At 62.1% G+C, this 20,643-nt stretch carries 14 protein-coding genes; 5 read left to right on the plus strand and 9 right to left on the minus strand.

What is annotated here, in order from left to right; translation table 11 throughout:
• Positions 1-11: 11 nt before the first annotated feature.
• The 4 genes from OKC44_RS08215 to phnR all read right to left on the minus strand — a co-directional run bounded on the left by OKC44_RS08215 (position 12) and on the right by phnR (position 4,971).
• Positions 12-1,760, minus strand: a complete 1,749-nt coding sequence (locus OKC44_RS08215; RefSeq protein ID WP_270812190.1) for a putative 2-aminoethylphosphonate ABC transporter permease subunit — start codon at positions 1,758-1,760, stop codon at positions 12-14.
• Positions 1,757-2,851 (minus strand): putative 2-aminoethylphosphonate ABC transporter ATP-binding protein, encoded by a 1,095-nt coding sequence (locus OKC44_RS08220; protein WP_270812191.1) that lies wholly within the window; start codon positions 2,849-2,851, stop codon positions 1,757-1,759. The genes OKC44_RS08215 and OKC44_RS08220 overlap by 4 nt, the downstream gene beginning before the upstream one ends.
• 272 nt (positions 2,852-3,123) lie before the next feature.
• Positions 3,124-4,143 carry a putative 2-aminoethylphosphonate ABC transporter substrate-binding protein gene (locus OKC44_RS08225; protein WP_270812193.1) on the minus strand — a complete coding sequence of 340 codons (1,020 nt, stop codon included), beginning with the start codon at positions 4,141-4,143 and terminating at the stop codon, positions 3,124-3,126.
• Between the two features lie 120 nt (positions 4,144-4,263).
• Entirely contained in the window at positions 4,264-4,971 is a 708-nt protein-coding gene (phnR, locus tag OKC44_RS08230; RefSeq protein ID WP_029303195.1) for a phosphonate utilization transcriptional regulator PhnR, read from the minus strand.
• A gap of 241 nt (positions 4,972-5,212) precedes the next feature.
• Between phnR and phnW the strand changes: the two genes are divergently transcribed.
• Genes phnW through phnX form a run of 3 tightly spaced genes read left to right on the plus strand, consistent with a single transcriptional unit; the run spans position 5,213 to position 8,608 of the window.
• The gene (gene phnW / locus OKC44_RS08235; RefSeq protein WP_227289643.1) at positions 5,213-6,355 is read left to right on the plus strand and encodes a 2-aminoethylphosphonate--pyruvate transaminase; all 1,143 of its coding nucleotides are present in this window, start codon (positions 5,213-5,215) and stop codon (positions 6,353-6,355) included.
• Entirely contained in the window at positions 6,352-7,776 is a 1,425-nt protein-coding gene (locus OKC44_RS08240) for an aspartate aminotransferase family protein (RefSeq protein WP_227289642.1), read from the plus strand. Before phnW ends, OKC44_RS08240 begins: the two co-directional genes overlap by 4 nt.
• Positions 7,769-8,608, plus strand: a complete 840-nt coding sequence (gene phnX / locus OKC44_RS08245) for a phosphonoacetaldehyde hydrolase (protein ID WP_227289640.1) — start codon at positions 7,769-7,771, stop codon at positions 8,606-8,608. The genes OKC44_RS08240 and phnX overlap by 8 nt, the downstream gene beginning before the upstream one ends.
• Before the next feature lie 122 nt (positions 8,609-8,730).
• Here phnX and pflB read toward each other — a convergent pair whose 3' ends face one another.
• The 4 genes from pflB to sugE all read right to left on the minus strand — a co-directional run bounded on the left by pflB (position 8,731) and on the right by sugE (position 14,490).
• On the minus strand, positions 8,731-11,013 hold the full coding sequence (gene pflB, locus OKC44_RS08250; RefSeq protein ID WP_016350517.1) for a formate C-acetyltransferase: 2,283 nt from the start codon (positions 11,011-11,013) through the stop codon (positions 8,731-8,733).
• Between the two features lie 45 nt (positions 11,014-11,058).
• Positions 11,059-11,907: a formate transporter FocA gene (gene focA / locus OKC44_RS08255; RefSeq protein WP_011705812.1), complete on the minus strand. Its 849-nt coding sequence runs from the start codon at positions 11,905-11,907 to the stop codon at positions 11,059-11,061.
• 380 nt (positions 11,908-12,287) lie between these two features.
• Positions 12,288-14,048, minus strand: a complete 1,761-nt coding sequence (ycaO, locus tag OKC44_RS08260; protein ID WP_227289638.1) for a 30S ribosomal protein S12 methylthiotransferase accessory factor YcaO — start codon at positions 14,046-14,048, stop codon at positions 12,288-12,290.
• A 127-nt stretch (positions 14,049-14,175) separates the two neighbouring features.
• Complete coding sequence (sugE, locus tag OKC44_RS08265) at positions 14,176-14,490, minus strand: quaternary ammonium compound efflux SMR transporter SugE (RefSeq protein ID WP_011705814.1); 315 nt, start codon at positions 14,488-14,490, stop codon at positions 14,176-14,178.
• Positions 14,491-14,829: 339 nt separating this feature from the next.
• Here sugE and asd point away from each other — a divergent pair, with 339 nt between their 5' ends.
• Both asd and OKC44_RS08275 read left to right on the plus strand, forming a co-directional pair.
• Positions 14,830-15,945 carry an aspartate-semialdehyde dehydrogenase gene (gene asd, locus OKC44_RS08270; protein ID WP_227289637.1) on the plus strand — a complete coding sequence of 372 codons (1,116 nt, stop codon included), beginning with the start codon at positions 14,830-14,832 and terminating at the stop codon, positions 15,943-15,945.
• 563 nt (positions 15,946-16,508) lie between these two features.
• The gene (locus tag OKC44_RS08275; RefSeq protein WP_270812196.1) at positions 16,509-19,286 is read left to right on the plus strand and encodes a M16 family metallopeptidase; all 2,778 of its coding nucleotides are present in this window, start codon (positions 16,509-16,511) and stop codon (positions 19,284-19,286) included.
• Between the two features lie 95 nt (positions 19,287-19,381).
• Here the strand turns inward: OKC44_RS08275 and OKC44_RS08280 are convergent, their stop codons facing one another.
• Positions 19,382-20,545: a trans-sulfuration enzyme family protein gene (locus OKC44_RS08280; protein WP_270812198.1), complete on the minus strand. Its 1,164-nt coding sequence runs from the start codon at positions 20,543-20,545 to the stop codon at positions 19,382-19,384.
• Between the last annotated feature and the right edge of the window lie 98 nt (positions 20,546-20,643).

Below are 20,643 nucleotides of genomic sequence, written 5' to 3' on the forward strand. Positions count from 1 at the left end.
CCTCGGCAAGGTTATGGGTGGCGCCAACGCTGGGTGCGATCCAGCAGGGCGCGACTTAAAAAGAGCTGGAGCAGCTTGACGGTGGCGGCGGCCAGCAGGATCAGGGTGGCCATGGCGGCAGCCGCGGCGGTATCGCCGGAATCCTCCATGTTCAGCACGGCGATGGAGGCGAGCACGCTGTCGCTCGAATAGAGGAAGATCACCGCCGAGGTGGTGGTCATGGCGTTGACGAACAGATAGATGAAGATCTCCAGCAGTGCGGGCAGGGAGGCGGGCAGGGTGACTCGCCAGAACGCCTTCCAGAGCGGAATGCGCAATGAGATGGCCACCAGCTCCAGCTCCTTTGGCAGTTGCTTGAGGCTGGTCAGCGCCGTCATATGGCCCACGGTGTAGTAGTGGATGACGCAGGAGAGCACCATCAGCGGCAGAGTGCCATAGAGAGTGCCGTAGAGGCTGCCAAAGAGCGGATTGCCGTTGAAAAAGAAGATGTAACCCAGCCCCAGCACCATGCCGGGTACCGCCAGCGACAGCATGGCGAGCAGATGCAACAACTGGCGCAGCGGCGCGAAGTGGCGCCCCTTCTCCTGTGCCCAAGCCAGCACCATCACCAGCACGGTGCCGATAAGCGCGGTATAGAAGCCCAGTTGCAAGGTGTTGGTAAAGGGCTGCCAGCCATAGACGCTGTTGCTGTCAAAGGCGTAGTGATCGAGCGTCAGCCCGAGGTTGTAAGGCCAGAACTGTACCAAGGATCCGTAAACGGCCATCCCCACCAGTGCCAGAAACAGCAGGGCCCAGAGGGTACACCAACCGAGCGCCAGCAGATCCCGCAGCCGATGGGGTTTGGGCTGATAGGGAACCGCCTTGGCGCTGCTCTGCTCCTGCATCTTGCTGCGCACTCTGTGCTCCAGCGCAAAGCTCAAGAGCGCCGGCAGCAGCAGGGTGACGCTGGCAACGGCGCCCAGCGAGAAGTTCTGCATCCCGATCACCTGCCGGTAGATATCGGTGGCCAGCACGCTGTACTGGCCGCCAATCACCTTGGCCACCCCGAAGTCGCAGATGGTGAGGGTGAAGACCGCGATGGCGGCGCTGAGCAGGCCATAACGGGCGGTGGGCAGGGTGACGGTGACAAAGGTGCGCCAGCCGCTGCTGCCGAGCACTCGGGAGGCTTCATAGAGGCGGGCGTCGCTCTGACCGAGCGCCGTGATAAGGATCATCAGGGCGTGGGGGAAGCACCAGAAGCCCAGACCAATGACGATACCGATGGGGCCGTAGATGCTCTCGCCGCCGAGCAGCCCCTTGGCGATCCCCTGATTGCCAAACCAGTAGACCAGACTGATGGCGGGCAGCAGGGAGGGCATCAACAGCGGAATAAGGCCGATGAGGCGAAACAGGCTCTTGCCCGGCATGCAGGTGCGGGTGAGGGCGTAGGCGTAGCCAAAGGCGATGGTCACCACCAGCGCGGTGATCAGCACCCCGAGCCAGAGGGTGTTGCCGATGGTGCGCCCCAGATGAGGGGCGTCGAAGTAGGCGCTGAAGTTGGCAAGGCCCACCCAGAGGCCGTTCTCATCCTGCAGGCTCTTTTGCAACATGGTGAGCAGCGGCAGCAGCAAGCCGCCGGTGAGCAGGGCGATGCCGAGCACCAGCAGGATCAGTTGCAGCAGCTGATCCCGGCTCCAGCCGCGACAGAGCCGCTGCCAGCGGGCGTCTTGGCGGGCTGTCGCTGGTGGCTGCAGGGAGGAGGTCGCCAGGGGGGCTGTCATGGGTGCTCTCCTTCAAACAGCTGCATCGCCCTGGCGGGCCAGTGCAGCGAGCAGCGCATGCCGCTGCGCCAGCCACCCTGCTCGTGGCGGGGCAGCTCGTGGGTCGGGCGCTCCACCAGGATCTGCTGTGGGCCCAGATAGGTGTCGGCGGTGCAGATGAGGCGCTGAGCGGCGCCGAGAAACTCCACCTGATCGATGGTTGCTTCAACGCCATGTTGCCCAAGGTGCGGCTCGCTCGGCGCACTCAGGGTGATCGCCTCGGGGCGGATCGCCACCTGCAATTTGCTGCCGGCAGCGGCTTGGTTGGCCAGTGTCAGCGGTTGTTCGTTGAGGCGCACCTGAGTGGGGCTCAGCACCAGGGTGTCGAGGAAGTTCATGGTGCCGACGAAGCTTGCCACGAAGCGGCTGGTAGGCTGGTGGTAGATCTCCTGCGGTGTGCCTATCTGCACGATGCGGCCGCCCTCCATCACCACGATGCGATCGGCCATGGTCAGCGCCTCTTCCTGATCGTGGGTCACCATGATGGTGGTGATGCCAAGGCGCTGCTGCAGGGCGCGGATCTCGCTACGAAGATGGGTGCGCACCAGCGCATCCAGCGCGCTGAGCGGTTCGTCCAGCAACAACAGGCCGGGGGAGAGGGCCAAGGCCCGGGCCAGCGCCACCCGCTGCTGCTGGCCGCCGGAGATCTGGCTTGGGTATTTGTGGGACTGGGCAGTGAGATCCACCAGCCCCAGCCAGTGATCGACCCGCTCCTTGATGAGATCCCGCGCCAGCCCCTGATTCTCAAGGCCGAAGGCGATGTTCTGCGCCACCGTCAGGTTGGGGAAGAGAGCATAGGACTGAAACACGATGCCAAAATCGCGCTGCTGGGGCGGCAGTTGGGAGATATTGCGCCCCCCTTGCCAGATCTCGCCGCTGTCCGGCAGATCCAGCCCGGCGATGGCTCTGAGCAGGGTAGTTTTGCCGCAGCCGGAGGGGCCGAGAAAGCAGATAAACTCCCCCGGCTCAATGGTCAGAGAGATCCCCTTGAGGGCCTGAAAAGCACCGAACTGCTTGTTGAGATGTTGAATGTCCAGATAGGGCTGGGTCATGGTTCGACTCGCTACTGATTTGGTATATACCAGTTTGCGGGTGAAGTGTGACGGTCAGGTGATCGGGGGATGACAGCTTGATGACAGTCAGATGACATCGGGTCGCAAGCAGCTGGCTTGGTCGCTTGTGGATGGGTTAGGCGTCGCCCATTGAGGACGATACAAACAGGGGAGGCGATGCCAAAAAAAAGCGAAGGCCAACTTGAGTTGACCTTCGGCAAGCAGTTTATTGGCTGCGGTGTGTGGCGTGAGCAAACCGCCGCCCTTCACGCTTACTGCTTGGCTTCGGTCTTGCCGTCGAAGCTGGCGCTCCACTGGGCCAGAATGGCGTTGCGCTTGCGGGCAGCCCAGCCAAAGTCGTTGTCGATCATCTGGCCCTTGATGTTGGCGGGATAGCCGGCTCTTGGCTTGGCTACCTCCGGAATGGCGACCACGGCGAACGACTTGTTGTAGAGGGCGTTGGCCTGTTCGGTGGCGGCAAAGTCGAGCAGCTGTTTGGCGGCCTCCAGCTTGGGGGTGCCCTTGATGATGGCGGCGGCTTCCATGTCCCAGCCCGAACCCTCTTTCGGGAACACCACCTCGATGGGGGCGCCCTTGGCCTTGAGGCTGGTGGCCGGGAAGTCAAAGGAGATGCCGATCACCGTCTCGCCGCTGGCGGCCAGCTTGCAGGGGGCGGAGCCCGAGTGGGTGTAACGGTCGATGTTCTGGTGCAGGCCGTTCATGAATTGCCAGCCCTGCTGCTCGCCCATGGTCTGCAGCCAGCCAGCGACGCTCAGGTAACCGGTGCCGGAAGAGCTGGGGTTGGGCATGATCACCTTGCCCTTGTAGATGGGCTTGGTGAGGTCGGCCCAGCTGGTGGGCGCCGGGATCCCCTGTTTCTCGGCCTCTACCTTGTTGAAGCAGATGGCACTGAAGAAGGCGTCCAGACCGATCCAGTGCGGCTCGGGCTTGCTGTCGCGAAAGCGGCTGTCGAGCTTATCCAGCCCTTTCGGTGCATAGGCATTGAGCATCTGCTGCTGATCGAGCTGCATCAGGCTGGTGGCGGCCAGTCCCCATACCACATCCGCCTTGGGCTGGGCTTTTTCCGCCAGCAAGCGGGCGGTGACCACGCCGGTGGAGTCACGCACCCACTTGATGTTGATGTCCGGATGCTGGCGCTCGAACGCGGTTTTCAGCTCGCTGAGCTGCTCCGGTTCGAAGGCGGTATAGACGGTGATATCGGTGGCGGCCAGTGCCGGGGCTGTCGTGGCGGCCAGCACGGCGGCGGCCAGCAGATGGGTTCCCTGTTTCATCCTCTTCTCCATATAAATTGGCTTGGTATAAACCAGATTGGTCGAGAGAGAGGCTAGGGGATCTTTATGACGTGACCGTGACGGCCCCGTGACGTTTTGCCGTTCCTGATATGTTCGTGACTAATCCTGGGTATCCACCTCGATCTCCAGACTGTCGTGGCGCCAGTACTCCAGATCGAAGTCGAGCACCCGGCCGTGCTGATCGAAGTTGAGCCGCTCGAGGCGCAGGGCGGGCAGACCGGCGGTGGCCCCCAGCGCCTTGGCAACCTCATCCGGCAGGGCGGTGGGGAAGAAGCGCACCTGCATGCGGGCGTAGTGGAGATCGTAATGGGCCTGGTAGATCTCGGTCAGGCTGCCGTTGAGATCCAGCTCCAGCAGGCCAGGCACACGCTCTGGCAGGCAGTGGTTCTCGCAATAGCAGATGGCGCGCCCGTTGGCATAGCGCAGCCGCTTGAGCAGAAACAGGCTGTCAAACGGCTTGAGCTGCAACTGCGCCATCAGCGCGGGCGGCACCGCCTGGCGGCTTTTTTCCAGCAGTTCGGTGCGCGGCTCGCCCCCTTGCTCCCGCACTATCTGGTGAAAGTTGGAGGTGCGTCTGGGGTTGAGGCTGAAACGCGGCGGGGTGACGAACCATCCGCGGCGATCCTCCCGATAGATAAGGCCGTTTGCCTCCAGCTGCACCAGCGCCTCGCGAATGGTGACCCTTGTGGTGCCATAGAGTTCCCCCAGCAGCCGCTCGGAGGGGAGCTTGTCGTTGGGGGCCAGGCCCCCCGCCAGGATCTGGTTGGCGAGGGCATCCTTGATCTGCAGGTATTGGGGTTTGCTCATGAAAATCCCTGATTGTGCAATGAGTTGGGCACCGGGCTGGTCGTCGGCCTAGTCGCTAAATACAGGTGCTTGACTACATTGGTAGAGACCAGAATTGGTCCTGCTGTTGAGGCCTCCTAGATTATCGCGATCCCGGCGCTGAAAATGAATTTTTTGTTGCACGTAGCGCCACCCCTTTGACCTTGGCGGGGCAGTTACCCACAATGCGCTCATTCTGGTATATACCAAAAGGAGCGAAGTCATGACCCATATTCCTGCAGCCCCCGCCGCCGTCGATTACCTGCTGCTGACCCCGGGCCCCCTCTCGACCACCGCGACGGTACGCGCCGCCATGCTGCAAGACAGCTGCACCTGGGATGCGGACTACAACCAGGGTGTGGTCGAGCCCATCCGCCGCGAGCTGGTGCGACTGGCCACCGGCCCGGAATATGAAAGCGACTACAGCGCCGTACTGCTGCAGGGGAGCGGCAGCTATGTGGTGGAGAGCGTGCTGGGCTCGGCGATCGGCAGCGACGAGTGCCTGCTGATCATCAACAACGGCGCCTACGGTGCCCGCATGGGGGAGATGGCTCGCTGCCTTGGCCTGCGCCACCATGAGCTCGACTGCGGCGAGACAAGCCGCCCGGAACCCGCCGCCATCGAGGCGATGCTGGTGTGCCACCCCGAGATCACCCATCTGGCCATGGTGCACTGCGAGACCACCACCGGCATGCTCAACCCCCTTGAGGAGGTGGCTGCGCTCTGCCAGCGCCGTGGCATTCGTCTTATCGTCGATGCCATGAGCAGCTTTGGTGGCATTCCCATCGACATGGGGTGCCTTGGCATCGAGTTTCTCATCAGCTCGGCCAACAAGTGCATTCAGGGGGTGCCGGGCTTTGGCTTCGTCATCGCTCGCCGCGCCGCGCTCACGGGCAGCGCCGGTCGTGCCCGCTCGGTCTCCCTCGACCTGCATGCCCAGTGGCAGACCATGGAGCAGCAGGGAGGCAAGTGGCGCTTTACCTCGCCCACCCATACCGTGCTGGCCTTTGCCCAGGCCCTGCGAGAGCTGGACGAAGAGGGGGGCATTGCTGCCCGCCATCGGCGCTACAGCGAGAACCAGCGCACGCTGGTGGATGGCATGGCCGCCCTCGGCTTTGCGCCGCTGCTGCCCGAGCAGTGGCAGTCTCCCATCATCACCGCCTTCTACTCTCCGGCCCATCCAGACTACCGCTTCGCCGATTTTTACCTGCGACTCAAGGCACAGGGCTTTGTCATCTATCCGGGCAAGGTCTCGCAAGCCGACTGCTTTCGCATCGGCAATATCGGTGATGTGACCCCAGAGCGGGTGCGCGGCTTGCTTGCCGCCATGGCCAGCGCCTGCTACTGGCAAGGGGACGCGCGATGACCAGCATGGCGCCTCCCGGTTGTGATCTGCATGACGGCAAGCTGCACGGCAGCGGCCGCGCCGACAGCGAAGGGGATATCAACCTCGGCGAGGGGCGCTCACGCTGGTGGGCGGGTCAAAACGAAGATGTACAGGCCGGATTGGCGGAGGATAGCCGTTACTTCCTCCATCAGGCACTCTCCACCCCCTGTCTCGATCTGCTTGAGGGGGCGCAGGGGAGTTGGCTGACCAGCGTATCGGGCAAACGGTATCTCGATTTTCACGGCAACAGCGTCCATCAGCTGGGCCACGGTCACCCCAGGGTGGTGGCCGCGGTGCAGCAGCAACTCGCCGATCTACCGTTCGCACCCCGCCGCTACACCCATCAGGTCGCCATCGACTGCGCCCGCACTCTGGCCGAGCTGGCCCCCGGCGATCTCAACCGGGTGCTGTTCGCCCCCGGCGGCAGCGAGGTGGTGGGGATTGCCCTGAAGCTCGCCCGCTTCATCACCGGCAACAGCAAGGTGGTGTCCCTGTGGGATGCCTTTCACGGCGCCTCCCTTGATGCCATCTCGGTCGGCGGTGAAGCCTGTTTTCGCGCCGGCATGGGCCCGCTGATGGCCGGAGTGGAGCGCATCCCACCCCCCACCCGCTATCGCGGCGTCTGGTATCGCGGGGAGGGGGATGACCTGCACTACGCCGATTATCTGGAGTACGTCATCGAGAAGGAGGGGGGAATAGGCGCCTTTATCGCCGAGCCCATTCGCAACACCGACGTGCAGGTGCCCTCGAAGGCCTACTGGCAGCGGGTGCGGGAGATCTGCGATCGCCACAAGGTGCTGCTGATCGTCGACGAGATCCCCAATGCACTGGGTCGTACCGGCCACTGGTTCAGCTTCGAAGCGTTCGGCATCGAGCCAGACATCATCTGCCTTGGCAAGGGATTGGGGGGCGGGGTGGTGCCGTTTGCGGCGCTTATCACCCGCGACCGTTTCAATCAGGCGGCGGCCATCTCGCTCGGTCACTACACCCACGAGAAGAGCCCCATCGGCTGTGCGGCGGCCCTCGCCACCATCGCTACCATCCGCGAAGAGGGGTTGCTTGCAAAAGCGCAGGAAGATGGCCGCTTTATGGCGGCCGAGCTCGGCAAGTTGGCCGAGCGTCACCCGCTGATCGGGCAGGTGCGCGGTATCGGTCTTTTGTGGGCGCTCGATCTAGTGGTCGATCACCAGAGTCGCACCCGCAATAGCCAGGCCGCCGAGCGGCTGCTCTACCGCTGTCTGGAGCTGGGGCTCAGCTTCAAGGTCTCCCAGGGGAACGTTATCCAGCTCTCGCCGCCGCTCAATATCGTCCGCGCCGATCTGGTGCGCGCCATCACCATTCTCGATCGCGCCCTTGGCGAGATCGCGCTTTCACCGAAACAGGAACATCACCATGACTGACTTGCAGATTGCCATCGACCCGGCCACCGACGTAGAGGCGCTGATCCTCGATTGGGCCGGTACCGTCGTCGATTTTGGCTCCTTCGCCCCCACCTCCATCTTCGTCGAGGCCTTCGCCCGCGCCTATGACTTTGCTGTGACCCTGGATGAGGCGCGCCAGCCCATGGGGCTGGGCAAGTGGGACCATATCGCCGCGCTGGGTCGTCTGCCCTCGGTGGATGCGCGCTGGCAGGCCCGCTTTGGCCACCCCATGAGCCACGCCGAGGTGGACCACCTCTATCACACCTTTATGCCGTTGCAGATTGCTGCGGTGACCCGCTTCGCAGACCCCATCCCCGGTGTGCTGCCGGTGCTGGATGCTCTGCGGGGGCAGGGGATGAAAATCGGCTCCTGCTCCGGTTACCCCCGCCCAGTGATGGCGGCGCTGGTACCTGCGGCGGCCGATCACGGCTATCGGCCGGATCACTGGGTCGCCACCGACGATCTCAAAGCCGGTGGTCGCCCCGGTCCCTGGATGGCGCTGGCCAACGTGATTGAGCTGGGAGTGAATGCGGTGCATCGCTGCATCAAGGTGGATGACGCCGTGCCCGGCATCAGCGAAGGGTTGAACGCGGGCATGTGGACGGTGGGATTGTCGGTCTCCGGCAACGAGTTTGGCGCCACCTGGGAAGCGTTTTCCGCCATGAGTGAAGCCGAGATCGCCGCCCGGCGCGCACCGGCCGAGGCCAAACTGCGGGCGGCGGGGGCGCACTATGTCATCGACACCCTGGCCGACATCGCCCCGGTCATTGCCGATATCAACCGCCGTCTGGCGGCAGGAGAGCGGCCCTGAACAAGGCGGGTGAGAGGAGGGGAGTGCCGGCCTTGCCGGCAGGTTTTCAGGCCTATGTTCCCTGACTATCAGGCATAAAAAAACCGGCGCCTTGGCGCCGGTTTTTGTTCACCGAGACTCTATTACAGAGAAGCGGTGAAGGTACGGGTGATGACGTCTTGCTGTTGCTCTTTGGTCAAAGAGTTGAAGCGAACGGCATAACCGGATACGCGGATGGTCAACTGCGGATATTTTTCCGGGTTTTCCATGGCGTCCAGCAGCATTTCACGGTTCATCACGTTGACGTTCAGGTGCTGACCGCCTTCCAGGTTGGACTCATGGTGGAAGTAACCATCCATCAGACCGGCCAGGTTGGCTTTCTGGGCTTCCATGTCTTTACCCAGCGCGTTCGGCACGATGGAGAAGGTATAGGAGATACCATCTTTGGCGTAAGCGAACGGCAGCTTGGCAACGGAAGTCAGGGAAGCAACGGCACCCTTCTGGTCACGACCGTGCATCGGGTTGGCACCCGGGCCGAACGGCGCACCAGCGCGACGACCATCCGGGGTGTTACCGGTCTTCTTGCCGTACACCACGTTGGAGGTGATGGTCAGCACGGACTGGGTAGCAACAGCACCACGGTAGGTGTTCAGCTTCTGAATTTTCTTCATGAAGCGCTCAACCAGGTCGCAGGCGATGTCGTCGACGCGAGCGTCGTTGTTACCGAACTGCGGGTACTCGCCTTCGATTTCGAAGTCGATGGCAACGCCATCTTCGTCACGAACTGGCTTGACCTTGGCGAACTTGATGGCAGACAGGGAGTCAGCGGCTACGGACAGACCGGCGATACCACACGCCATGGTGCGATATACGTCACGGTCGTGCAGCGCCATCAGAGAGGCTTCGTAGCTGTACTTGTCGTGCATGTAGTGGATGATGTTCAGCGCGGCAACGTATTGCTTGGCCAGCCAGTCCATGAAGTGATCCAGACGATCCATCACGTCGTTGTAGTCGAGGTACTCGGACTTGACCATTTCGGTCTTCGGACCGACCTGGATCTTGAGCTTCTCGTCCATACCGCCGTTGATTGCATACAGCATGGTTTTGGCCAGGTTGGCACGGGCACCGAAGAACTGCATCTGTTTGCCGACGATCATCGGGGACACACAGCAAGCGATGGCGTAGTCATCGTTGTTGAAGTCCGGACGCATCAGGTCGTCGTTCTCGTACTGAACGGAAGAGGTCTCGATGGATACCTTGGCGCAGTACTTCTTGAAACCGACCGGCAGCTTCTCGGACCACAGGATGGTCAGGTTCGGCTCAGGGGACGGGCCCATGGTGTACAGGGTGTTCAGCATACGGAAGCTGTTCTTGGTGACCAGGGTACGGCCGTCAACGCCCATACCAGCCAGGGTCTCGGTAGCCCACATCGGGTCGCCGGAGAACAGTGAATCGTATTCCGGGGTACGCAGGAAGCGAACCATACGCAGCTTCATGACCATGTGGTCCATCAGCTCTTGGGCTTCTTGCTCGGTGATCAGGCCTTTCTTCAGGTCACGCTCGATGTACACGTCCAGGAAGCTGGAGGTACGACCGAAGGACATGGCGGCACCGTTCTGGGACTTGACTGCCGCCAGGTAGGCGAAGTAGGTCCACTGGACGGCTTCTTTGGCGTTCTTGGCCGGTACGGAGATATCGCAACCGTACTTGGCAGCCATTACCTTCATCTGTGCCAGGGCACGGTGCTGCTCGGAGATCTCTTCGCGCAGACGGATGGTGGCTTCCAGGTTGACACCGTTTTCCAGGTCAGCCTGCAGGGACTTGAACTGGGCCAGTTTGTCGGCCATCAGGAAGTCGATACCGTACAGGGCAACACGACGGTAGTCACCGATGATACGGCCACGGCCGTAGGCATCCGGCAGACCGGTGATGACGCCGGACTTGCGGCAGTTCAGGATGTCTTTGGTGTAAACGTCAAACACGCCCTGGTTGTGAGTCTTGCGGTACTCGGTGAAGATCTTCTCGACCATCGGGTCCAGCTGACGACCGTACACTTCGCAAGAGGTCTTGACCATCTTGATACCGCCGTTGGCGATGATGGCGCGCTTGAGCGGCTTGTCGGTCTGCAGACCAACGATTTGCTCCAGGCTCTGATCGATATAGCCGGCATCGTGAGCGGTAATGGTGGAGGGCAGGTCGGTATCAAAATCGACCGGCGCGTGGGTGCGGTTCTCGATCTTGATGCCTTCCATGACCTTGTCCCACAGCTTGGTGGTAGCTTCGGTCGCGCCAGCCAGGAAGGACTCGTCACCTTCATACGGGGTGTAGTTCTTCTGGATGAAGTCACGGGTGTTGACAGAGGTCTGCCATTCACCGGCCGCGAAGCCTTCCCATGCTTTTTGGAACTGTTCGTTAAGTTCTGCCATTTTCATTACCTCACACGGTATTGATGTAGTATCCCGCAATCATCCTTAATGATGACGACGGAAGATAAACCAGTAAGTCAGACCAACCATGACGCCACCACCAATGATATTACCTATGGTGACGGGAATGAGGTTGTGTAGGACGAAGTTGGATACGGTCAGGTCGGCAAAGGTCGCCGGGTCCTGGCCGATGGCCTGCCAAAATTCCGGGCCTGCTACCGCATGGATAGCGATACCGACCGGGATCATAAACATGTTTGCGATGCTGTGCTCAAAACCGGAGGCCACGAACATGGCGACGGGGAGCAGCATGACCATCACCTTGTCGGTCGCACTGCGGGCGCCGAACGCCATCCACACGGCGAGACACACCATGAGGTTGCAGAGGATACCGAGGGCAAGGGCCTCGAAGAAGGTATGGTGGATCTTGTGCTGGGCCACCTTGAGGGCGTTCAGACCCCACTGACCATCTGCCGCCATGTATTCGGCCGACATGATGATGAGGCCGACGATGATGAGACCGCCGATGAGGTTGCCGAAGTAGACCAGTCCCCAGTTCTTGAACAGCTGGGCCCAGGTGATGCGGTTGGCTGCCTTGGCCACCAGGGTCAGGGTGGTGGAGGTGAACAGCTCGGCACCGAGCAGCACGCAGAGGATCAGACCCAGTGCGAAACAGAGACCGCCGACCAGCTTGCTGAGGCCCCAGGCCACATTGCCGGCACCGGTAGTCACCGTGATGAAGAAGACGAAAGCAATGGCGATGAAAGCGCCTGCGGTGATGGCCAGGGGGATGACCTTGTATGCAGGCTTGGTGGCCTTGGCATAGGTGATATCTTCTGCCAGTGCAGCGATGGCTTCTGGCTTGAGACAATCAAAGGGAGATTCTGCTTTCAATTCTCATGTACCTGATGTTTTGCCTGTGGAAATCATAACAAAGGGCCAGATCGTCAAAATTGACTCCGATCAAGAATTGCAGATTGTGAATGTAATTTTACTACAAAAATTTGAGTCCTCCGGCAGCGTTGCTTTACACCAGGTTTCAGCTGAAACATAAATGCTGATTTTTTAATGCAATGATTTTAAACAATTTATTTTTCATCGCCTAAAAATGGTACTGGCAAGGCATCTTTGCATCTCCCCAGCATTCTCTGCCCCGGCTTGGCAACCCCCTAAGAGGTATTTTTTGTTTTTTATTTCATCTTTGAATAACAAATCGCCTCTCTGGCGACCATAAAGCAAAAGGGGCCATCAGGGCCCCTTCACATACTACCACATCAGCCCCATGAGTGGGCTCGTTTGGCCTTCTGCAGCTTCTCATAGGCTGCCAGCAGCTTCTGATGCAGCGGGAACTGGCTGAGGGACAGGTCGGCAGCTTCCAACCCGTGGAAGCGCGCTTCGCCACTGGCGTGGGCCCAGGCCTGTGCCAGCGTCTCTGCACCATACATGCGGGTGAACACGGCGCGGTACTGCTCGGGGTCGCGATCCTCATCCAGGAACAGCTCGACGCAGGCGCGCAGGGCACGGTAGTAGTTGGCACGATCGGCCGGGAACACCGATTGGTTGAACTCCATGGTCCAGTCGATGAGATCGAGCGCCGTGTCGAGTTCGCCGGCGGCCAGTGCCAGCATGGCTTTGAGCTCGCCCACCCGCAGGGTGTGCAGGGCGGTGCCCTTGGCGGCGGCGATGCCGAGCAGCTCGCGCACCCGGGTGCGCTCGTCGTGACCCTCTTCATCCAGCTGGTCGAACAGCGCCATGTACTGCTCCGCGTCCCACTCCAGCGCCGGCAGCGCCAGGATGGTCTCCCGCAGGTGGGCACCCATGGTGTTGTTGGCCAGCAGCAGATCTTCGGCCGGATAGATGTCGGACATGCCGGGCACCAGGATGCGGCAGGCGTAGACGCCCAGGTGCTCGTAGTCGGCGATGTAGACCGGCTGCTCCAGCTCGTGGAAGATGCCGATCAGGTGGTCGAACTCCTCCTGCGAGGTGCCGCGGAAGTCCCAGTCGGCAAACTCGAAGTCCGCATCCTGCTTGAACAGATCCCAGCTGATGAGGCCGGAAGAGTCGATGAAGTGGGTCTCCAGGTTGTGGTGATCCGCCACCTGCTCGTTGTCGAACGAGGGCGGCACGAATACATCCAGATCCTTGAGGCTACGGCCCTGCAGCAGTTCGGTGACGGTGCGCTCGAACGCCACTTCGAAGCGCGGGTGGGCGCCGAAGGAGGCAAAGCAGGTGCCGTTGCTCGGGTTGAGCAGCACCACGCAGATGACCGGGTAGCGGCCGCCGAGCGACGCATCGAAGCTGTAGATGGGGAAACCTTCGGCTTCCAGCGCATCGATGGAGGCCTTGATGCCGGGGTAACGGGCGATCACCTCGCTCGGGATCAGCGGCAGGCTGAGGGCCTCGGCGATGATCTTGTTTTTCACGTGGCGTTCGAACACCTCCGACAGCCCCTGGGTGCGGGCCTCGGTGCGGGTGTTGCCGGCGCTCATGCCGTTGGAGACATACAGGTTGCCGATGATGTTCATCGGGATGTAGACGGTCTGGTGATCAGACTGGCGCTCGAAGGGCAGGGCGACGATGCCGCGTTCTTCGTTGCCGGATTGCAGATCCACCAGCATGTCGGCGGTCACTTCACCGTCCGGGTTGTAGAACTTGCGGGTGAAGGGGTCGAGCAGACCGGTGGGCAGCTGATCCCCCTCGATGGGGAACCACTTCTCGTTCGGGTAGTGAACGAAGTCGCCATTGGCGACCTGCTCGCCCAGATAGAAGTCGGCGAAGAAGTAGTTGGTGGAGAGACGCTCGAAATATTCGCCAAGGGCGGAGGCGAGCGCCGCCTTCTTGCTGGCACCCTTGCCGTTGGTGAAACAGAGGGAGCACTCCTTGTCCCGGATGTGCACGGACCAGACATTGGGCACGGGGTTGAGCCAGGAGGCCTCTTCGATATCAAACCCCAGGGCTTGCAGCTTGGTCTGGAAGCGTTCGATGGAGTCTTCCAGCGCCGCGTCCTTGCCGGGAATAAAAGTGTGGTCGGTCATCACGATATCCTGATTTTTATTGGCTCATGTTTGGCCGCAGATAATAGCAGGGGTCGGCGCGTTTGGCAGGCAAAAAACGGGGCTCATACCCCGTTTTGCTCTCCATTCAACCGAGCTCGGCCACGACTCAGCCGATGAATTTCAGACCCAGGATCCCGCCGATGATCAGCAGCAGGCAGAGCACCCGGGCGAGGGTGGCCGGTTCGTTGAACAACCAGATTCCCATCAGCACGGTGCCGACCGCGCCGATGCCGGTCCAGACCGCGTAGGCGGTGCCAAGGGGCAACTGTTTGACCGCCATGGCGAGCAGCAGCACGCTCACCCCCATGGCGATCAGGGTCAGCAGGGTGGGCAGGGGACGGCTGAAACCGTCGGTGTACTTGAGGCCGATGGCCCAGGCGACCTCGAACAGGCCGGCCAACAGCAGGAGCAACCAGGACATGAGGCAGATTCCGCAGGAAGCAGGGTCGTCCCTGCGTATCAGGAGGCCTCGGGGTCGTCCCCGAGGGGCAGCGGGGCTGCCGGTCGGTCTCAATGATGCCCCAAGTGGTGGCGGGATGCCAACCGGCTGCCCGCAGGTCGGCCAGGCTGACGGATATTGCAGCGAACGGCACAGAATATTGCGCAATTCGACTTGCGCCCGCCGTCACAATCCGTAATGTGGACAGACACATTTTTCGCAACCCATATTTTGTGAACCGCTTGTAAACGGCCCGCGCCGGACAAGGGATCACGGGTATCACACTCGGTTTCTATAAGCAGCTATCCAGGGTAGGACATTATGAAAAAAGTAGGTTTGGTCGGTTGGCGTGGCATGGTGGGTTCGGTGTTGATGAGCCGGATGCAGGAAGAGAAGGATTTTTCCCGCATTCAGCCCACCTTCTTCACCACCTCCCAGGCCGGTGAGGCCGCCCCCAATTTCGGCGTCGATGCCGGCACTCTGCAGGATGCCTTCGACATCGAGGCGCTGGCCGCACAGGACGTCATCATCACCGCCCAGGGCGGCGACTACACCAAGGATGTCTATCCGCGCCTGAAAGCCGCCGGCTGGCAGGGCTACTGGATTGATGCAGCCTCCTCCCTACGCATGGAGAAGGACGCGGTCATCATCCTGGATCCGGTCAACGGCGACGTCATCGAGCATGCCCTTAACAACGGCATCAAGACCTTCGTCGGCGGCAACTGCACCGTCAGCCTGATGCTGCTGGCCCTGGGTGGCCTGTTCAAGGCCGATCTGGTGGAGTGGGTGAGCGTGGCCACCTATCAGGCCGCCTCCGGTGGCGGTGCGCGCCACATGCGCGAGCTGGTCACCCAGATGGGCCTGCTGCGCGATGAAGTGGCGGTGGAGCTGGCGGATCCCGCCTCCGCCATCCTCGACATCGAGCGCAAGATCACCGAGAAGACCCGCTCCGGCACCCTGCCGGTGGACAACTTCGGCGTACCGCTGGCCGGTGGCCTGATCCCCTGGATCGACACCAAGCTCGACAACGGCCAGAGCCGCGAAGAGTGGAAGGGTCAGGCCGAGACCAACAAGATCCTCGGCATCGAAAACGCCGCCATTCCGGTGGATGGTCTGTGCGTGCGTATCGGCGCCCTGCGCTGCCACAGCCAGGCCTTCACCATCAAGCTGAAGAAGGACGTGCCGCTGGCGGAAATCGAAGGCCTGCTGGCTGCCCACAACGACTGGGTCAAGGTGATCCCCAACGATCGCGACATCACCGCCCGTGAGCTGACCCCGGCTGCCGTTACCGGTACCCTCAGCATCCCGGTCGGTCGTCTGCGCAAGCTCAATATGGGGCCGGAGTACCTGGCCGCCTTCACCGTGGGTGACCAGCTGCTGTGGGGCGCCGCCGAGCCGCTGCGCCGCATGCTCAACATCCTGCTGGATCGCGGTTGATCCGGTTGCACCCAGCATGAACAGGGGGCCGCGGCCCCCTGTTTTTTTGCACCTTTGCCAACCCTGCCGGCCGGCAGCGAGTGCAAAAAAGAGTGGGCTGGCGAGTGGCGCCTGCCATCCGCTTGTTACTAATGGCATCAATATTGAATACGCTCTTGGCTTATTTTTGCGTGACTCAATAACGGCAGATTTATTTCCCATCAGCGGGCGAAACGCCATGCCGACGATATTTTTCGGCACTGTTAACCAGCAAGCTTAAATAGCGCCGTTCAGGCTATTCAAGGGCGTTGACGGATGGGCCAGATATATACCTTGTTACAAAAGCACGTCTGTTGCTGATATCCCTTCGGGGCTTGATTGATTACACTGACGACCACGGCCGGGTTGCAGGCTGCCAGCCTTTGGTTGCTGTAATTGCTGCCGGCAAAAATATTATTCATGTCATCAATAATGCGAGGCACCTGCAGAGTGCTGTCGCCATTTTTCCGTTGTTGCGCGCTGGATATGAACGACGCGCAGCGACCGCCAATAATAATGTTCAGGTTTGAAAATTGGGAAATAACATGAGAGTCGTGTGGAGTTTGCTCTATTTCTTCAGTGTCTTGGCCTTGGCCGGCCCTGTGCTGGTCAAGGAGCAGAAAAAAGTGGCCGATCCGCTGATCGTCCCTTATCAGCAATATCGGCTCGACAATGGCCTGACGGTGATCTTGACCCAGGATCACTCCGATCCCCTGGTGCACGTGGCGGTCCACTACCGGGTTGGGCTGCCGGAAGAGGCCCCCGGCCAGTCCGGGTTGGCCCATCTGTTCGAACACATGATGTTTCAGGGCTCGGCCCACGTGGGGGAGGAGGGCTACATCCGGCTGCTGCAACAGGTGGGCGGGCGCAACATCAACGGCCTGACCTCCCGGGATCAGACCCGTTATTACCAGACGCTGCCAGCCAATCAGCTGGAGAAGGTGCTCTGGCTGGAGGCGGATCGCATGGGGTTTCTGCTCGATACCCTTTACCAGCAGAAATTGGAGGCCAAGCGCGACATCGCCAAGAACGAGCGTGCCACCCTGGTGGATGCTGCCCCCTACGGCCGGGTGCTGGAAGTGCTCAACCGCACTCTCTACCCCCCCAATCACCCCTATTTCAACACGCCGTTTGGCCGGGTGGCGGATCTGGATCGCCTCACCCTGGAGGACGTGCGCCAGTTCTTCCTGCGCTGGTATGGGCCCAACAACGCCACCCTGGTGATCGGTGGCGACATTCAGCCGGCCCAGACCCTGGCCTGGGTCGAGCGCTATTTTGCCGCGCTGCCTCCGTCACCAACCCAGACAAGCCCGGTGGTGCGTCCGGTGACGCTGAAGAAGAGCCGCTATCGCACCCTGGTCGATCGGGTCAGCGAGCCCATGCTGGTGCTGGCCTATCCGACCGTCTCCGCCCGCGAGCCCGACTTCGAGGCCCTCGATCTGCTGGCGGATCAGCTGGGGGGGTCGGCCAGCGGCCTGTTGCAGCGACAACTGCAGCAAAGTGGCCGGCTGGTCTCGGTGACGGCCAGGCAAGAGTGCGGCGTGCTGGCCTGCATGCTGGTGATTGAGGCGGTGCCCAATCTGGCCAAAGGGGGCGAGCTGGGCCCCATCAAGGCGCAGATCGACCGGATCGTCGGCCAGCTCGCCAGCGAGAGTGTCTCCCGCGAGCAGCTGGCCCACTCGGTCAATGCCCAGCGGGCCCTGCGGATCTGGCCGCTGGACAGCGTGGCCGGCAAGGTGGAGCAGCTGGCCACCGGCCACACCCTGTTTGCTGACCCCAACTTCCAGTACCGCAACCTCCAGCGCATCGCCCGGGTGACGCCGGCCGACCTACAACGGGTATTGACGCGCTATGTGTTGAACAAGCCCAGGGTGGTGCTGAGCGTGGTGCCGGCCGAGCACCCTGAATGGCAGGCGGGCAGCCCCAACTTTGTCGAGCCGCCCCCCTTGCCGCTGGCCCGGCCGACCCCCTCTTTGCTGCCGCATGTCATCAAGGAGACCCTGGACCGGCGCCAGGAGCCGGCCAGCGGCGGCGCCTTGCCGGTGCCCATGCCGACCCTGTGGCAGGCCAAGCTGGGTGAGCGGATCTCCCTGCTAGGTCACTACAGCGACGAGGTGCCAGCCTTTGCCATGAGCATCAGCTGGCCGGGTGGTGAGCGGGCCGAGCCGGAGGGCAAGGGCGGAGTCGCCACCCTGGCCGACGCCATGCTCTTCCTTGGCAGCGAGCAGCTGCAGGCGGCCAGCATCGAGGAGCGGGCCCGTCAGCTGGGGGCCAGTATTCGTTTCAATCATGGGGAGGGGCGCAGCTACGTCGAGATCGAGGGGCTCACCTCCCATTTTGACGAGACGCTGGCCCTGGTGCGGGAGCTGGTGCAGCAGCCCGCCATGCGTGTAGCCGATTTTGAGCGCAGCCGCTTTGATCATGTCCAGTGGCTGCAACAGCTGATGCAAGATCCCCAGTGGCAGGCGGACTGGCAATTCGGCGCCCTGCTCGAGGGGGGCAAGCGGCCGGATCTGCTGGCCAGTGTGCGCGCGCTGACGCTGGACGATGTGCGCAACTTTTATCAGTCGGTCTATCGCAGCGGGGAAGCTCAGGTGGTGGTGAGCGGGGATCTGGCCCAGGAGCGGGTGATGAAGGCCCTCGGCTTTCTGGTCGAACCTGCAGGTCAGCCGCCGGCCCTGCACTCCCTCGGCTGGCGCGGCCAGCAGGCGAAGCGGGCCATCTATCTGCTGGACAATCCCGGGGCGGCGCTCAGCCAGATCCGGGTGGGACGGCGCGCCATGGCGGAGGATGCCTTCGGCGAGCACTACCTGACCAGGCTGATGAATGTGTCCCTCGCCGAGCGGCTGCACATCCGGCTGCGCGAGGAGCTGGGTTACACCTACTTTATCGACGCCGCCTTCGACGGCAATGCCGATGCGGGCCATTTCCTGTTGCAAAGCAGCGTGCGCAGCGGGGTGACCGGGGCGGCCCTGCGGCAGATCCTGCAGGAGCTCGACAAGTATCAGCGGCTGGGGCCGACCCGGCTGGAGGTGCGCACTCTGCGGGATCGGGTGCTCAATGGTCAGGCGCTCGATTACGAGACGTTGCCGCAGGAAATGGAGTACATGCTGCCCATCTTGCTGAAGGGGTGGCCAGAGGATTATGTGGAGCAGCGGGTGCAGCAGGTGAGCCGGCTCTCTCCGTTTACCCTGCGCGAGCTGGCCCGCCGCTGGCTCGATCCCGACGACATGGTGATCCTGGTGGTGGGGGATGCCAAGACGCTGGCCCCTGAGCTCGCCGCGTTGGGCTGGCCGGTGCAGCGCCTCTCTGCCACGCCTTAAGCAGGGTTGCCCCTATCGGGCGATTGCCGCAAGCAAAACAGCCCGCCCCCTGGCAGGGGGCGGGCTGTTTTTTTGCGCTCAAAAGAGGCGAGCGGTCAGATCAGGGCCAGGGCGGCGGCCAGATCGGCAATCAGATCGTCGGCGTCTTCCACTCCGATGCTGAAGCGGATGAGATCGTCATTGACCCCGGCGGCGAGGCGGCTCTCCTCGTCCATGGCGGCGTGGGTGGTACTGGCCGGGTGGCAGGCGAGGCTCTCGAGATCGCCCAGGCTCACCGCCTGCACGAACAGCTGCAGGTTGTCGAGCAGGGTGGCGCAGCGCTCAAACCCGCCCTCCAGCTCGATGCTCACCATGCCGCCAAAGCCGCTGGCGAAGGCGCCGAGGGCATCGTGGCCCGGATGGTTGGCCAGCCCCGGGTAGATCACCTTCTTCACCGCCGGGTGGGCGGCCAGGAAGTCGGCCACCTTCTGGGCGTTGTGCAGGTGGGCATCCATGCGCAGTGGCAGGGTCTTGACCCCGCGCTGCAGCAGGTAGGCCTCCTGCGGGCCGATGGGGGAGCCGATGTGCTTGAGGGCCACGGTGCGAATCGACTTCATCAGCGCGTGCGAGCCCGTCACCACCCCGGCGATGATGTCGCCGTGGCCGCCCAGGTACTTGGTACCGCTGTGCATGACGATGTCGATGCCAAGCTCGAGCGGGCGCAGCAGATAGGGGGTGAGGAAGGTGTTGTCACACACCGTGATGGCGCCCACCTTGCGGGCCGCTTCCACTACCACCCGCGGATCCACCACCTTGAGGGTAGGGTTGGTCAGGGTTTCGAACAGTACCACCTTGGTAGCGGGGCGGATGTTGGCCAGCAGATCCTGATCGCTCTCGTAGGCGGTGACCTTGATGCCGGCGCGGCTGAAGGTCTGCTTGAGAAACGCATCGGTGCCGCCGTAGAGCGGGCCGATATAGGCCACTTCATCACCGCTGTCGGCCAGGGCATACATGATGGCGCTCACCGCCGCCATGCCGCTCGCCACCACCAGCGCTTCGTCGGCACCTTCCAGCGCCGCCAGCTTCTGCTCCAGCTCGGCGGTGGTGGGGTTGCCAAAGCGGCTGTAGATGAAGCCGGGAGCCTGACCGGCGAAGCGCTCCTTGCCCGCCTGGGCGTTGAAGTAGCTGAAGGTGCTGCTCTGGTAAAGCGGGGTGGTGAGGGCGCCGGTCTGGGGATCGATCCGCTGGCCGCTGTGCACGCTCATGGTTTTGAATTTCATTGTATTGCTCCGTCATTGCCAGGCTGTGGCCCAACTGTTTGTGTCATCTGTTTGTGTCATCTGCTTGTGTCATCTGAAGGGGGGCGCCGTGGCGCCCC

The organism is Aeromonas sp. S41-2, from assembly GCF_027705845.1.
Taxonomy (GTDB): domain Bacteria; phylum Pseudomonadota; class Gammaproteobacteria; order Enterobacterales; family Aeromonadaceae; genus Aeromonas; species Aeromonas hydrophila.